Origin of the sequence: Streptomyces sp. T028 (assembly GCF_048159505.1) — a bacterium.
GTDB lineage: Bacteria > Actinomycetota > Actinomycetes > Streptomycetales > Streptomycetaceae > Streptomyces.
In genome coordinates this window covers 46,491-61,655 of record NZ_JBLRVZ010000007.1, presented here as the reverse complement: position 1 = coordinate 61,655, position 15,165 = coordinate 46,491, and the positions used below count along the sequence as shown (strand labels likewise).

The window sequence follows — 15,165 nt, the reverse complement described above, 5'->3', positions numbered from 1 at the left end:
CTGATGTTCAGCCAGTTGCCCAGTGGGTGAAACCCGTGTGCCGGGGCCGTTTCCGGTCTGAAAACATGGGCCGTATGAGCGCTGCAACCCCTCCCACCGAGCGCCGGGTCTCCGCCCGAGTCGGCGCGATCTCCGAGTCCGCCACCCTCGCCGTGGACGCCAAGGCCAAGGCCCTGAAGGCCGCCGGGCGTCCGGTGATCGGCTTCGGCGCCGGTGAGCCCGACTTCCCGACGCCGGACTACATCGTCGAGGCCGCCGTAGAGGCCTGCAAGAACCCCAAGTACCACCGCTACACGCCGGCCGGCGGTCTGCCGGAGCTGAAGGCCGCGATCGCCGCGAAGACGCTGCGCGACTCCGGCTACGAGGTCGAGGCCTCGCAAATCCTGGTCACCAACGGCGGCAAGCAGGCGATCTACAACGCGTTCGCCGCGATCCTCGACCCGGGCGACGAGGTCATCGTCCCGGCGCCGTACTGGACGACGTACCCGGAGTCGATCCGTCTCGCCGGCGGTGTCCCGGTGGAGGTCGTGGCCGACGAGACGACCGGCTACCGGGTCTCGGTCGAGCAGCTGGAGGCGGCGCGCACCGAGAAGACCAAGGTCGTGCTGTTCGTCTCCCCGTCCAACCCGACCGGCGCGGTCTACACCGCCGCCGAGGCCGAGGCGATCGGCCGCTGGGCCGTGGAACACGGCCTGTGGGTGCTGACGGACGAGATCTACGAGCACCTCGTCTACGGCGACGCCGTCTTCACCTCGCTGCCGGCGATCCTGCCCGAGCTGCGCGACAAGTGCGTGGTCGTGAACGGGGTCGCCAAGACGTACGCGATGACCGGCTGGCGGGTGGGCTGGATCATCGGCCCGAAGGACGTCGTCAAGGCCGCGACGAACCTCCAGTCGCACGCCACCTCGAACGTCTCGAACGTCGCCCAGGTCGCCGCGATCGCCGCCGTCTCCGGTGACCTGTCGGCGGTGGAGAAGATGAAGGAGGCCTTCGACCGGCGCCGCAAGACCATCGTGCGGATGCTGAACGAGATCGACGGCGTGCTCTGCCCGGAGCCCGAGGGCGCGTTCTACGCGTACCCGTCGGTGAAGGCGCTGCTCGGCAAGGAGATCCGCGGCAAGCGCCCGCAGAGCAGCGTGGAGCTGGCCGAGCTGATCCTGGAGGAGGCCGAGGTCGCGGTCGTCCCTGGTGAGGCCTTCGGCACGCCGGGCTATCTGCGGCTGTCGTACGCGCTGGGCGACGAGGACCTCGTCGAGGGCGTGAGCCGCCTCCAGAAGCTGCTGGCGGAGGCGCGCGACTGACGTCCGCCTCCTCCACGGGGTCCACTCGCCGTTCCCGGTGGGTGGACCCCGTTGTTCTGTGCGAGCAAGACCACGTTCGGGGAATCGGCTACCGGGACGACACGGCCGTACGGCAGGATCGGTGGATGGAGCATGTACGTGATGTCTCTGAGCTGCCCAAGGCCCATCTGCATCTGCACTTCACCGGGTCGATGCGGCCCGGGACCGTGCTGGAGCTGGCCGACAAGTACGGGGTGCGCCTCCCCGAGGCGCTGACCGACGCGCTGACCAGCGGGGAGCCGCCGAGACTGCGCGCCACGGACGAGCGGGGCTGGTTCCGCTTCCAGCGGCTGTACGACGCGGCGCGGTCCTGTCTGCGCCGGCCCGAGGACATACAGCGGCTGGTGCGGGAGGCGGCGGAGGAGGACCTCAGGGACGGCTCGGGGTGGCTGGAGATCCAGGTCGACCCGACCTCGTACGCGCCGCGGCTGGGGGGTCTGATCCCGGCGCTGGAGATCATCCTGGACGCGGTGGAGACGGCGTCGCGGGACACCGGGCTCGGGATGCGGGTGCTGGTCGCGGCGAACCGGATGAAGCATCCGCTGGACGCCCGGACGCTGGCCCGGCTGGCGGTGCGCTACGCGGACCGGGGTGTGGTCGGCTTCGGGCTGTCGAACGACGAGCGGCGGGGCATGGCGCGCGACTTCGACCGGGCGTTCCACATCGCGCGCGAGGGCGGTCTGCTGTCCGCGCCGCACGGCGGCGAGCTGACCGGTCCGTCGTCCGTACGGGACTGTCTGGACGATCTGCACGCCACCCGGGTCGGGCACGGCGTCCGGGCGGCGGAGGACCCGAGGCTGCTGAAGCGGCTCGCGGAGCGGGGCGTGACGTGTGAGGTGTGCCCGGCGTCGAACGTGGCGCTGGGGGTGTACGAGAAGCCCGGGGACGTGCCGCTGCGGACGCTGTTCGAGGCGGGGGTGCCGATGGCGCTGGGCGCCGACGACCCGCTGCTGTTCGGCTCACGGCTGGCCGCGCAGTACGAGATCGCCCGGCACCACCACCACTTCACGGACGAGGAGCTGGCGGAACTGGCCCGTCAGTCGGTACGGGGTTCGGCGGCCCCGGAGGGCGTGAAGGCAAAACTACTGGCAGGCGTCGACGACTGGCTGTCCACCTGACGCCTTGCACCCCCTGCCCACCGAAGGCCTGAGCGGGGCGGGCCATGTCGCCTACGGCTCGGCATCGCCCCAAAGGGGCGCGGGGCTGTATCGATATGCGGCTCCGCCGCGTGGGCGCGACCAGCCACGACGGATGCCGCAGCCGAACGACGGCACATCGCGCCCCTCCAGCGGAGCTCACCGCTGGGCCGGGATTTCCGGCAGCAGTGGATAGCGGGTCGACAGCCGCATCGCGCCCTCGGTGACCGCGGGATCGCGGGAGGCTGCCTGGACGCCGTCCAGGTAGGCGTGGGCCGCGGCCTCGAAGACGTTGTCCACGGCGGTGAGTTCGGCGGCGAGGGCCTGGGCGCGTTCGGTGCGCCGCTCCTCCAGGGTGCCCTGATCCCGCCGGGCCGCGGCGACCGCCGCCTCCGCCCGCGCCAGCTCCTCCTCGGCCTTCGCCAGCCGCTTGCCGTGCAGCCGGTAGGCGGCGACGAAGGGGTGCTCCTCGGACACCGCCAGCAGGAAGGCGATGCCGCCGGACAGGAGCAGCAGCGCGATGAAGGTGACGCTGACGGTGTGCTCGTCCAGGTGGAGCTGGTCGAGCAGGGTGGGCGCGGGCGGCAGGTCGACGCCGAGCTGCCGGGCGGTCTCCGCCAGGGCGGAGTCGTCGGTGTCCCGGAAGACGATCCGGGCGCGCAGGTCGCCCAGGTACCAGGCGGCCCAGCCCCACAGGGTGACCAGCGCGGCCGCGACCGGCAGGACCAGCCACAGGGCGGCGGTGGCACCCCGGCGGCGCCACTGGCGGCCGGCCTGGAAGGGGCCGAGGGTCATGGCGACGCCGACGGCTGCGGTGAGCAGGAACGCGCTGGCCCGGCCCTCCGGTGTGCCGTCGTGGATGGCCAGGAACACGCCGAGGTACACGGGGAGTTCGACCAGGATCAGCAGCAGGGTGAGGACGCGCCGGGGCCAGCGGGCCATGGCCGAGGTCTCGGTCAGTCCCTCCCAGGGCACCTCGGTCGCGGGTGCGGGCCGGGCGGCCGGGTCGCGTACGGGGTCGCCGTCCCGTTCGTCGGGCGCGTACAGGCCGGCGTCCTCGCCCTGGGCGCCGTACTCGGGATCGTCCGTCCCCGGCTCGGGGTAGGGATGGGGGTCCGGGTCGTCCGGGCGGCGGCTCGGCCCGGTGCGGGCCACGATCCAGGGCAGCAGCCGGTCGCGGCGGTCCTCGCGGGCGGCCATCCGGGTCGCCGCGCGGTCCAGGCGGGCGGCGGCCGCGTGCCGGCGCCGGGTCTCCTCCTCCTGGGTGTCGCGGGCCCGGCGGGCCTCGGCCATCCGGCTCGCGGTGTCGGCGTACAGCTCGGCGGAGGCCCGCAGTTCGCGTTCCTCGCGTTCGTGGTGCTCGGCGAGCACCCGGCCCCGGGTGTGGTCGCGCATGCCCTGGAGCCGCCCGAGGTAGGGCAGCCGACGGCTGGAGCCGAGGACGTACGGGTTGAGGGTGCCGCCGGTGGCGGCGCGGCGGCCGGCGTTCTCGGCCTGCTCCAGCAGGCGCCGGCCGTCGCGGGTCTCGGACAGCGGGACCCGGCCGCGGGGCGCGCCGGGGGCGGTGCGGCCGAGGCCGGGGGCCCGGCCCTCGGAGCGGCGGAAGCGGAAGGGGTTCCGGAGCCGACGGGGCTCGTCAGGCGCCGTATCCGTCGTCGACATCGACCTTCACCTCCGTCTCCAGCAGCTGCTTCCAGAACTCGCCGAGCTGTTCGACGTGTTCGGGGGTGGTCTTGGTGCCGCGCATGGCGAAGCCGACGCGGTAGACGGTGGTGTCGGGCAGGTCGGGCAGATTGCGGCCGTCGACCATCGCGTCGACGGCGGTGTTCCGCTGCGCCGGCGTCGCCAGCTTGTACTTGGACAGCTTGAAGCCGGGGTCGGCCTGCTCGAAGTCGCTGATCACGAGGATCTGGAAGGTTCCGTCGCCGTCCCGTGGCACCTTGGCGGCGCGGGTGAGGCCGCCGAGGACGTCGGAGCCGGGCTGGCGGTCGCGGGCGCACTCCAGCATCTTCTGGGCGCCGGCCTCGGCCAGGACGCGGGTCTGCGTCCACAGGGGCTCGCGTTCGGAGCGCTTGTCGGAGTCCGGGTCGATGTCGATGCGCGGCACCTGGCAGGAGGAGGCCTCGGAGGCGGAGGTGATGGGCGCGTAGGAGACGTACCTGCACTTCTTGTCGGCGAGGAAGCGGGGCAGGGTCGTCTCCAGCTTCTCCTTCGCCCGGAAGCCGTCGTCGCTGTCGGCCCCGGATCCGGAGCCGTCCACGACGACCGCGCAGTCGGCCTTGAGCCGTTCCGGCCCGTCCAGCGTGCCGCACGCCGTCAGCAGCAGCGCGGTCGCGCCCAAGACGGCGACGACCGGTGTGGGACGGATCGTTCCGCCGGTGGTTCGCTTCATCGGTACCCCCGCTCTCTTCGACCGGCCGCGGCGGCCGCCGGCCCGGTCCTCTGCTCCAGAATCCGCAGCGCCCTGCTCACCACCACGCCGTCGAGCAGCCAGTCCGGCGGGCCCGTCCACGTCTCGTCGAGGGCCGCGCTGCCCGGGTGTCCGGCGGACGGCAGCTCCTCCAGCCGGGCGACGCGCGCGTACGCGGCCTCGTAGTGGGCGAGTTCCTGGTCGGCGCAGGCGGCGAGGGCCCTGCCGCGCTGCTGGCAGGCCGTCACCTCCGTGCGCCACTGCGACACCCAGCCGCCGAAGCGGGCCAGCGCCGCGGGTACGTCCTCGCGCCGCCGGTCGTCCTCGCGCGGGGCGTCGTACTCCGTCACGATCCGCTCGGACTCCTCGTGCACGCGGCCGACGACCGCCGCGCGTTCCTTCAGGAACCGGGCCATCAGGTCGTCCAGCGCCATCCGTGCCCCGCGTTCCAGCTGCCGGGCGTAGTGCTCGGTGCCTATGCCGGCCCTGCCGTCCCGCCACCCCCGGCGGGTGGCCCGCCAGCGGGTGCGTGCGGTGAGGCGGGCGCGGCCGTAGTCCGCCGGGACGGACTTCACCTCGCTCATTCCATCCCCCTCTTCGGATTCCCCGGACCACCCACGGGGATTCGCGCGCAGCCTAGGGGATAAACCAAGGCGAGCGGGAGAGATTTACGACACCGGATATACGGCATCCGGAAATCAGCCGGAGATCGACCGGCGAACGACCGGGGCACCGGCTTTGTTACCGGAGGGTTGCTGGAAAACTTCCGAAAACCGGGGCCGTTCCGGTACGACTCGGAATAGGCTCCGTTCCGCTCGGGCGGGAGTGTGTCCGGAGACGGGGAAAAGATCTTCGAATGCGGGCACGGAGTGGGCGGGAAGTGGGCGCGGAGTTTTTGGCATAAGGCTGTAGGCATATGCCGAAGCGGGGATGAGGCGGGGGACTCATATGGCTGAGGAGATCGCGGTGCGCGTCGCCGACGGGTACTTCCCGGTGGAGACGCTCGGCCCTGGCCGACGGCTGGCGCTGTGGTTCCAGGGCTGCGCGCTGGCCTGCCCGGGATGCATGTCCCGGCACACCTGGGATCCGGCGGGCGGCCGGGCAGCCACCGTCGGTGAGCTGCTGGAACTGTGGGAGGCGGCCCTGGAGCGGGGGGCCGAGGGGCTGACCGTGAGCGGCGGCGAGCCGCTCGCCCAGCCCGCCGCGCTGGCCGCGCTGCTGCGGGGCGCCGGCCGACTGCGCGAGCACGCGGGCGGCACCGCCGACCTGCTCGTCTACACAGGTCACGAGCCCGGTGAGGCGCCGGGGGAGGTGTGGGAGGCGCTGGCGGGCGCGGACGCGGTCGTGACGGGCCGGTTCCGGGTCGCCGAGCCGACCGACCTGGTCTGGCGCGGCTCCGCCAACCAGCGGCTCGTCCCGCGCACCCCCCTCGGCATCCGCCGCTACGGCCCCCATCTGGCCCGCGGCTATCCGCCGGGGCCACGGGTCAGCCTGCGGGCGGACGGCGCCGGGACCGGCACGCGCGTGTACGGCGTCCCGGCGCGCGGCGAGCTGCGCCGGCTGGAGCGGGGCCTGGCCGCGAGCGGGCTGCGGCTGACCGACCCGAGCTGGCGGCCATGAGCGCGCGCCTCGCGGGGACACCTGCGCCGTCGTGCGCCTCGCGCGCCCTCTTGAATGCCTCGCGCACCGCTCTGTGCGTCGCATGCGCCCCCGTCAGCGCCCCCCGAACCGGGGCGTCCACCCTCTTATGGCTTCGCTCAGGTTTCCGTTTCCGTTTTCTCCGCCGAATCCGCCGACTCCGCCGACTCCGCCGACTCCGCCACTTCTGCCGGCCCTGCCGTCTCCGCCGCCTTCACCCCGAACAGCCGGGCCACGTCCGGGTAGCGCGTCACGATGTGCACGGACCAGTCGGGGTCGGCGGTGAGGGCGTCCTCGATGGCCCAGCGCAGCCATTCCGCGCTGATCCTCCGCTCCAGACCGCCCCGGCCGGCGCCCAGCAGCGGGAAGCAGATCGAGCGCAGCGCGGGCCCGCCGTCCGCCCGTTCGCCGTCCGCCCGCTCCTGACGTGCGCGGGCGAAGCAGGCGGCGACGGCGGTGGCGATGTGCTGAGGGTCGACGCGGTAGGCGAGCCCGTCCGGCACGGCCACGGCCGCGTGGTAGACGCGCCGCACCCCGCGCTCGGCGAGGGCGCCCGCACCGGTCGGCACCACCGTGCCCGGCCGCAGCGGCAGCACCCCGGGCCGGGCCCGCACCCAGGCGGCGAGTTCGTCCGCGAGGACGTCGGCGACCGGCCCGTCCGCCGCGCAGCCCACGGCGGCCGAGCGGCGCAGCGCCCCGGAGACGGTGGGCCGGAACGACTTCGACATCTCCAGGTGGACGTTCTCGGAGGACACCAGGATGTCGATGTCCCGCAGCAGTTCGATGGGCGAGAGATGCACGGTGACCGGTCTGCTCCCGGCCCGTCCGGGCAGCCCGGTGCGCGGTACGACGACGGGACGGGAGACGGCAGGGGCGGTCCCGGCACCCGGCGGGGCCGCCCGCGGCGGGCGCCCGGCGGGCTCACGGGCCTCGGCGAGCACGGCTCCGGCGAGCTGCTCGACGACCTGTCTCTCCTGGCTGTGCCGGAACCGCTCGCTGGTCACCCCGTAGACGAGGGCCGCCGCCCGGCGCCGGTCCGCGGCCGGGTCGCCGCGGCGGCCGGGCAGCAGACCGAAGGTGCACTGGGCGGCGCGGCCTATCAGGTCGTCGGTGCCGAGCCGCTCGGCCGCCGCGCGCAGAAGACGCTCCGCGCCGTCGGCCAGGTCCTCCTCGCCCCGGGCGTACCCGGCGTGCAGGGTGGCCGCGCGCAGTGCCTCGGGCACCAGCGCCTGGAGCGCGGGCAGTCCCCCGCGGCGCAGTTGCCGCAGCTCCCGCACCAGGTCGGCACGGTCGGGCAGACCATCAGGGTTCATGGCGGTCAACATATCCGCGCCGCCACCGCGACCGCCCCGCCTTCCGGTACTCCGTTCCGGATCGGTGCACCCGCCCGGTACCGTCGATGGATTTCCCCGTTTCCAGGTGCTCGGCACCAAGATCCCGCTACTCTTCCGGCCCTGGTGTCTTCCTGTGGCGGCGCGCCGGTCCCCGCTTCCCGGCGGAGGTCCCGTAATTCGGTGCGCGGCGCGGCGGAGCCGTATCTCGTGTCCATCCGGATTCCTTTTCCGGCACACCATTCCGTACAAGCTTCCGCACACGTTTCCGCACACGGTTCCACAGAACTTTCCGCACTCCTTCACACACCCTTCCGTACGCCGCCTCCGGCCGCCGCCGGGTCCTTTCCGCGCGCAGGTGAATTCCATGACGTTTCCTGTCGGTGACGACGACCTGGTCCCGCCCACGCTCCACGAGTCCCCGGACGGCGGCGGCATACCCGCGCCCGACCCCCGGGGCGACCCGATCGAGCTGCCGCCCTGCCTGACGGGCCGGTTCCAGCCCCGGGAGCGACTGCCGCGGCGCGGGGAGCGGACCGTGCACCGGGCCGCCGAGGAGGGGCGCTCGGCGGAGCTGCGGGCGGCCGTGTTCCGGGTGCGCCGCCAGGACGGCGGCGGCGACACGGGCGGCGGCGAACGGATCGTCAAGTGGTACCACCCGGACGCCGCGCCCGACGCCGAGGTGACCGCGCGGCTGTCTCGGGGGCCGCTGCACGAGGGGCTGTCGTACGTCCTGGAGGCGGGCGCCGACCAGGGGGCGCCGTTCCATGTCCTGCCCTCGCACGGCAACACCGATCTCGCCACCCATCTGCGCGACCACCCCGGCCCGCTGCCCGCGGCCGACATCGAGCGGATCGTGGCGCGGCTGCACGGGGCGCTGACCGCCCTGCACACGGCGGGCGTGGTGCACCGGGACGTCAAGCCGTCCAACCTGGTCGTCGGCGACTGGGACGACCCGGCCGGCAGCCTGGTCCTGATCGACTACGGCATCTCTACCGCCGGGCCCTTCCCGCGCGAGGTGCGCCGCGGCTGGGCCGGCACCCCCGGCTACGCGTCGCCGCAGGCGCAGCTCATGGCGGCGATCGTGCGGCCGGCCGACGACTGGTGGTCCCTCGGGATCGTCGTCGCCGAGGCCGCGCTCGGCCGGCATCCCATCCCGCACCATGAGACGGCCTCGGTCATGGACGCCGTCCACCGCGGTGACATCGACCTCGGCGACATCCGTGACAAGCGGGTCCAGCTGCTCTGCGAGGGGCTGTTGACCTGGGACAACGACCAGCGCTGGGGTACGGACCAGGTCGGGCGGTGGCTGCGCCACGAGTCCCCGAAGGTGGTCCGCGAGGGGCCCAGGCCCCGGCCGGGTGGCCGGCCGGCCGCCGACCCCGAGACGCCCCGCTTCGAGCACGCGGGCCGGTCGTTCGGCACGACGGCCGAGCTGGGCGAGGTGTTCGACGCGGACTGGCCCGCCATGAACCGCCGGCTGTCCCGGGGCAAGGGGCGGGAGCAACTGGCCGACTGGCTCGCCCACTTCCGCCCGAGCGAGGACACCGGCCGGGCCGAGAGTCTCGACACACTGCTGGACCGGCTCCGAGGGGCGCGGCGCGGGCCGGACGCGGCGACCCTGATCGACCTGATCGGCTGGATGGCGCCCCATCAGGAGCCCGCCTACCGCGGCATCCCCCTCGGCATGGGCGACCTCCCGGCCTTCGCCCGGCGCGCCGCCGAGGGCGACCGGAGTTGCGTGGCCGTCATGACCGAGCTGTACACACGGGACCAGTACCTGCTGAGACGGCTGGCCCTGCGCCGCGGCGGCGAGGAGCTGAGGCATGTCGCCCGGCGCTGGCAGGCCCATCACCGCCAGTGGACGCAGGCCACCGCCCGGCTGTCGGAGATACCCGAACTGCGCGACCAGCGGGACGATCTGCGCGCCGCGACCGCCACCGGCCCGGTCCTCACCGCCGAGTTGCTGCAGCTGGCCGCCGACCCCGCCCCCGTGACCCGACGGCTCCGCGCCGAGCTGCGGGAGGCACTGCGCGCCCTGCCCTCGCGGGTGTCCTGGTTCACCCGGCTGGCCGAGGAGGCCGACGAACCCGTACCCCTGCTGCTGGCCCTGCGGCTGCGGCCACTGGCCGAGGCGCAGGCCCGTCAGGCCCGGCGGGCCGCGGAGGAGCGCCGGCAGCTGGTGGCCATCGGGCGGCGCGCGGAGCAGACCCGGCTTGTGCGGCGGCGGCTGGAGCTGCCGGTGGTGCTGGGCCGGGCCGCGGGCGGGGCGCTGCTGCTGTTCTTCCCGCACGCCTTCCTGGTGGGCCTGGCCGACGTCTACGGCTGGGCACCGCAGTCCACCGTGCTGATCGCCTGGCTGCTGAGCGTGCCCTCGCTGGCGGCGCTGCTCGTCATCGAGTGCTGGACCGCCTGGTACGTCGGCCCCTGGTACCACCCCCGGTTCTCGGTGATGGGCCTGATGACCCGCCGGGCGCTGCCGCTGACCAGCCGGATCGGACGACGGGGCTGGAAGCGGTACCTGTGGGCGGGCGTGGGCGCGGCCGCTCTGCTGGGCACGGTCGCGGGGACGTTCCTCCTCGCGGTGTGGATCTGGCCGGCCGGAACCGTGCTGGCGCTGCTGGTCTCGGCGGTCCTGCGGGCCCGGGCCTGGCACCGCTACCAGGCGGACGCCCGCGCCGACAGCCCCCTCACGCCGACGGCCGATCCGCGCGCCGGAGTGCCGGGAGCACGCAGGCCCGCCGAACCGACCTCCCCCTCCCTGTCCCCGTCGCCTGGTTCCCGTACTGGAGGAATGGCGTGAGCAGTGCGTTCGCCGGTACCGATCTGTTCACCGTCGTGCCGGACGTCTCGGCGTCCGGTGTCGACCCCATGGCGGCCCAGCCCGACCTCGGCCTGCAGATGCCGGACACGGGCAGCGTCCCCGACCTCAACCTGCACATGCCGGACACGGGCGTCGGCGACCTCACCCGGGCCGCGACCGACCACGTCAACGCCGTCGACCATGCCGTCGACCATGCCTTCGACCACGCGGTCGACGAGGCCGCCCAGCAGCTGCACGACATGATCGTGCCCGCGCTGATCGGCCTCGCCGACCTCAGCGGGGCGCTGATCGTCACCCGCCTGGCGCTGCGCGGCACGATGGCGCTGGCCGCGTTCAACAACAAGGTCGCCGTGGAGCAGGAGGCGATGGCGAGGCGGCAGATGTCGCTGGAGGACGGCAGCGAGTGCTGGCGGCGTGCGGCGGAGGCGGCGGCCGGGATCAACGCCCGGATCACCGTGCTGGGCCTGGACCCCGCCGGACCGGGCGACCCGCCGCTGCCCGCGCCCGTGCAGCCCGTCGGCGTCCCGCTCGACGAGCTGTGGAGACGGCTGGCCGAGACCGAGCGGGCGCTGCGCCGGGTGGAGGCCCAGCGCGCGGCCCGCGCCACCGCCCGGCTGCCCTTCCAGCATCGCGAGGACCCGGAACGCGCCGACTGGTACGACCGGCTGCGCGCACAGCGCCGCCGCGCCCTCAAGGCGTACGCGGAGGGCGGCGAACTCCCGGCGCGGACGGCGCCCGAACCCCGTACGGGCGAGACAGCGGCCAAGGCCCGTACGGACGAGAGCTTGACCAAGGCCCGTACGGACGGGACAGCGGCGGAGCCCCGTACGAACGAACCGGCGGCCGAGCCCCGTTCCGGCACGGTCCCCGCGCTCACCGCGGAGGACGTCCTGCGCGAGGGCGCCGAGCTGCTCGCCCGGCTGCCGCTGGCGTTCACCTCCGAGAGCCGGGAGCTGATCGACGACTGCCTGCTGGAGGCCCTCCGGGCGATCGGCCGACGCCCCACCGCCGTACGCCGCTATCTCGACGAGGCCGGGCTCATCGCCCGCAAGGAGTCCGAGCGGGCCGAGCGCGCCGAGACCGCCCGCCGCGACGCCGCGCTGCGGCTGCAGGTGCTGCGGGCCCCCGCGCCCGAGGGCGTCGACCCGCTGCCGGATGCGCCCGCCGCGATCGACGTCCTGGAACGGGTGCTGCGCGGCGGCGTCCCGGCGTCGAAGGAGGACGAGCGGACCGTCCAGCAGGCCCTCGCGGCCCGCTCCGCCGCCCTGCACCGGGCGTACCTGGTGGCGGCGCTGCGCCGGGCGAGCGAGCAGTGGGGGGACGGTACGGTGCACGCCCGCGCCGACGCCGAGCACTGGGACTTCGCACCGGCGGCCTGGGGCGGCCACTACTGGCTGCGGGTCCGCCTCACCGCCACCGGCCACGCCCGCGTCCTCACCATGCGCAGACCGCTCACCGCCCGCGAGGCCGCCGACCCCCACACCGTCACACGATGGCAGGCCCTGGACGCCGAACGCTGCGCCGAGAGCGCCGCCTACGTCGACGAGCTCGGCCTGCTCAGCGAACAGGAGGGCGTCCGGGCGGAGTTCACCTGGACCGAGAGCCAGGTCCTCACCGGCGAACCGGCGCCGGGCCTCACGGACGCGTTCCGGGACGGTGCCGCCGTCCGGCCCAGGACCGTCCGCCGCCCCACGCGGCAGCAGCCCCGGCAGCGCCGCCGCGACGACCACCGCTGACCCCGCCCTTCCCGCACCTGTGGAGGCCCCTTGACCAGCACCACCGGCACGACCGGCGCCACCGGCACCACCCCCCTGGAGTCGTCGCGCGTGACCCGGACGGTCCATCCGCCGTTCGCCGCCGAACTCGTCCACACGCTCAGCGTCCACTCCCAGTACGTCCTGCACGGCAACATCCGAGACGACTACGTGGTCGCCGACGACCTCACCGACGGCCGGCGCGTCTACCGGGCGATGTCCCTGGAGGACATGCTGTGGGAGCCGCTGCAGCGGGCGGGCTACAAGAGCCTGCTGCGCTACGACCCGGTGGCGGGCTTCCGGATCGTGCACAGCACGGCGGAGACGGAGACGGCCACGCTGCTGGAGCGCAACACCCGCCGCTTCCCGGGCCGTCCGGACGACTCCGGCACCGACGACGTGGCGCGGGTCCTGGAGTCCTTCGCGCGCGGCTGGGTCGGCGAGCGCCCCGGCCCGCCGCAGAAGGACCCCCGCTACGAGGACTACCAGCAGCCGCTGCACGCCGCCCTGATCGTCGACTACGCCTCTCGGATCCCCACCCAGGTCAACCAGCTCAGCGACGAGGAGCGCACGTTCTTCCTGCGCTGTCTGAAGATCGCCGAGGAGGCGCGGCCCTTCGTCCGCGCGAAGTCGGGCCGTGCCCTGTTCAACCCGGTCATCTGGCTGGCGGACGGCGAACGGGACCTCCCGGCCTGGCTGGTGACCAGTGGCGTACGGGTGCGCAGCATCGGTGTGCCGACGCCCGACCTCGGCCAGCGCCGCCGTATGGCCGCCCTGCTCGCCCAGCAGGCCGGCGTCCCCGGCACCGCCACCAAGCTGGACGTGGGCCCGCTCGTGGACCGGGACACCCGCGAGGAGCCGACCGAGGAGGACGTCGACCGGTTCGCGCGGGCGGCCAGCGGGCTCTCCCTGCGCGCGATGCGGGAGAGCATGCGGCTGGCCCGCGCCTCGAAGATCGGCTTCGGCCGGATGGAACAGGCCGTACGGATCTACGAGCTGGGCGTCAGCCGCAACCCGTGGACCGGCGGCGCGGTCGCCGACAGCATCCGGGACGGCGAGGCGTACATCGGCGGCCGGGTGCAGGGCCAGGAGAAGGCGGTGACGCAGACCCTGGACGTGCTGAAGCGCGCCGCGCTCGGCCTGTCCGGCGCCCAGGCGTCCTCACCGGCCGTGCACCGGCCCCGGGGTGTGCTGTTCTTCGCCGGACCGACCGGCACCGGCAAGACGGAGCTGGCGAAGGCGGTCGCCACCACCCTGTTCGGCTCGGAGGACGCCTGTCTGCGCTTCGACATGAGCGAGTTCTCCGCCCCCCACTCGGCGGACCGCCTGGTGGGCGCCCCGCCCGGGTACGTCGGCTACGAGGCGGGCGGCGAGCTGACCCGCGCGGTGCGCGAGGACCCGTTCCGCGTCGTCCTCTTCGACGAGATCGACAAGGCCGACAAGGGCGTCCTCGACAAGTTCCTCCAGGTGCTGGAGGACGGCCGGCTGACGGACGGCCAGGGCGTGACGACGTACTTCAGCGAATGCGTCCTGATCTTCACGTCCAACCTGGGCGTGCACGGCCCCTCGGGCGAGGACGGCCGCCCGCTCGTCTCCTCCTCCGGCCAGGAGCGCATCCCGGAGACCCCGGAGGAACGCGCGGAGTTCGAGCAGCGGATCCTCGGCAACGTACGCCACCACTTCGAGCACACCCTGAAGCGGCCGGAGCTGCTGAACCGGCTCGGCGGCAACATCGTCGTCTTCCAGTACATCGAGGCGGCCGTCGCGCGGCGCATCTTCACCGGACAGCTGCGCAACATCGCCGACCACATGGAACGCCAGAGCGGTCTGCGGTTGCGGATCCTGCCGGAGGCCGAGGAGGAACTGGCGGACCTGTGCACCGAGGACCTGTACAACGGCGGCCGGGGCATCGGCATGAAGCTGGAGACCCATCTCATCAACCCGCTCGCCCGCGAGGTGTTCGACCTCGGCACCCTGGAGCCCGGCTCGGTGGTCACCGTCTCGCGGGTCGTACGCCGTCCGGACGGCGGGGTCGACCTGACGGTGGAGGCGTCGGCCGACGAGCACGTCTCCCTGCGGAAGGCGGCGGTCTGGTGACGGAGGGGCCGCGCCGCCATGTGGACAAGAGCCTGGCGCAGGACGACGACTGCCTGCCGGACTTCGACGAGGGGGATGGGGAGGAAGACCCGCGGGAACCGCCCCCTTGGCAGGACCCGTCACACCTGCCCCATTCATCCCACCCGCCCCATCCGTCCCACCAGTCCCACCAGTCCCACCCGTCCCAGGATCCGGAACCGCCCCGCTCCCACCCCTGCTGGTCCTGCGCCGCTGCCGTGCCGGCCGGCTCCCCCTCCTGCCCGGAGTGCCAGGAGTCGACCCGGCATCTACGGCTGATCGGCCCCGGTTCGTCGATCGACCTACGGCACGGAGAGGGCCCCCCGCTACGGCTCGGCCGGCATCCCGTGTGGGCGACCGCCGTCGCGGTGGCCCTCTCCGGCGACAAGGGGAAGGGCGTCTCGCGCCGCCACGCGGAGCTCCAGCTGATGCCCGACGGCACGATGTGGCTGACGGAGTGCGCCCACGGCACGACGAACGGCACGTACGTCGACGACGAGCGGATCGCCCCGGGCGCCCGCGTCCCCGTGACCGACGGGAACGTCATCGGGCTCGGCCGCAACTGCGCCTTCACGGTGCTGCTGGTCGAGCCCGACGCGTGACCGCCGCTCAGCGGG

11 protein-coding genes are annotated in these 15,165 nt (G+C 73.9%); 7 read left to right on the top strand and 4 right to left on the bottom strand.

Going from position 1 to position 15,165, the window contains the following annotated elements:
- Positions 1 to 74: 74 nt before the first annotated feature.
- Complete coding sequence (locus tag ACLZN2_RS07635; protein WP_416977620.1) at positions 75 to 1,301, top strand: pyridoxal phosphate-dependent aminotransferase; 1,227 nt, start codon at positions 75 to 77, stop codon at positions 1,299 to 1,301.
- A gap of 125 nt (positions 1,302 to 1,426) precedes the next feature.
- Complete coding sequence (locus tag ACLZN2_RS07630) at positions 1,427 to 2,458, top strand: adenosine deaminase (RefSeq protein WP_416977619.1); 1,032 nt, start codon at positions 1,427 to 1,429, stop codon at positions 2,456 to 2,458.
- Positions 2,459 to 2,635: 177 nt separating this feature from the next.
- On the opposite strand, the gene ACLZN2_RS07625 is transcribed toward ACLZN2_RS07630, so the two are convergent.
- Genes ACLZN2_RS07625 through ACLZN2_RS07615 form a run of 3 tightly spaced genes read right to left on the bottom strand, consistent with a single transcriptional unit; the run spans position 2,636 to position 5,470 of the window.
- Positions 2,636 to 4,138, bottom strand: a complete 1,503-nt coding sequence (locus ACLZN2_RS07625; RefSeq protein ID WP_416977618.1) for a hypothetical protein — start codon at positions 4,136 to 4,138, stop codon at positions 2,636 to 2,638.
- Positions 4,113 to 4,868: a hypothetical protein gene (locus ACLZN2_RS07620; RefSeq protein WP_416977617.1), complete on the bottom strand. Its 756-nt coding sequence runs from the start codon at positions 4,866 to 4,868 to the stop codon at positions 4,113 to 4,115. The genes ACLZN2_RS07625 and ACLZN2_RS07620 overlap by 26 nt, the downstream gene beginning before the upstream one ends.
- The gene (locus ACLZN2_RS07615; RefSeq protein WP_416977616.1) at positions 4,865 to 5,470 is read right to left on the bottom strand and encodes a hypothetical protein; all 606 of its coding nucleotides are present in this window, start codon (positions 5,468 to 5,470) and stop codon (positions 4,865 to 4,867) included. The genes ACLZN2_RS07620 and ACLZN2_RS07615 overlap by 4 nt, the downstream gene beginning before the upstream one ends.
- A gap of 364 nt (positions 5,471 to 5,834) precedes the next feature.
- Between ACLZN2_RS07615 and ACLZN2_RS07610 the strand changes: the two genes are divergently transcribed.
- Positions 5,835 to 6,506, top strand: a complete 672-nt coding sequence (locus ACLZN2_RS07610; protein ID WP_416977615.1) for a 4Fe-4S cluster-binding domain-containing protein — start codon at positions 5,835 to 5,837, stop codon at positions 6,504 to 6,506.
- 137 nt (positions 6,507 to 6,643) lie between these two features.
- Here ACLZN2_RS07610 and ACLZN2_RS07605 read toward each other — a convergent pair whose 3' ends face one another.
- Positions 6,644 to 7,837 (bottom strand): Appr-1-p processing protein, encoded by a 1,194-nt coding sequence (locus ACLZN2_RS07605; RefSeq protein WP_416977614.1) that lies wholly within the window; start codon positions 7,835 to 7,837, stop codon positions 6,644 to 6,646.
- A 385-nt stretch (positions 7,838 to 8,222) separates the two neighbouring features.
- Between ACLZN2_RS07605 and ACLZN2_RS07600 the strand changes: the two genes are divergently transcribed.
- Genes ACLZN2_RS07600 through ACLZN2_RS07585 form a run of 4 tightly spaced genes read left to right on the top strand, consistent with a single transcriptional unit; the run spans position 8,223 to position 15,150 of the window.
- On the top strand, positions 8,223 to 10,658 hold the full coding sequence (locus ACLZN2_RS07600) for a protein kinase domain-containing protein (protein ID WP_416977613.1): 2,436 nt from the start codon (positions 8,223 to 8,225) through the stop codon (positions 10,656 to 10,658).
- The gene (locus ACLZN2_RS07595; RefSeq protein ID WP_416977612.1) at positions 10,655 to 12,415 is read left to right on the top strand and encodes a hypothetical protein; all 1,761 of its coding nucleotides are present in this window, start codon (positions 10,655 to 10,657) and stop codon (positions 12,413 to 12,415) included. The genes ACLZN2_RS07600 and ACLZN2_RS07595 overlap by 4 nt, the downstream gene beginning before the upstream one ends.
- A gap of 30 nt (positions 12,416 to 12,445) precedes the next feature.
- A complete protein-coding gene (locus ACLZN2_RS07590; protein WP_416977611.1) occupies positions 12,446 to 14,530 on the top strand; it encodes an AAA family ATPase in 2,085 nt (694 codons plus the stop codon).
- Positions 14,527 to 15,150: an FHA domain-containing protein gene (locus ACLZN2_RS07585; RefSeq protein WP_416977610.1), complete on the top strand. Its 624-nt coding sequence runs from the start codon at positions 14,527 to 14,529 to the stop codon at positions 15,148 to 15,150. Before ACLZN2_RS07590 ends, ACLZN2_RS07585 begins: the two co-directional genes overlap by 4 nt.
- The last annotated feature ends 15 nt before the right edge of the window (positions 15,151 to 15,165 follow it).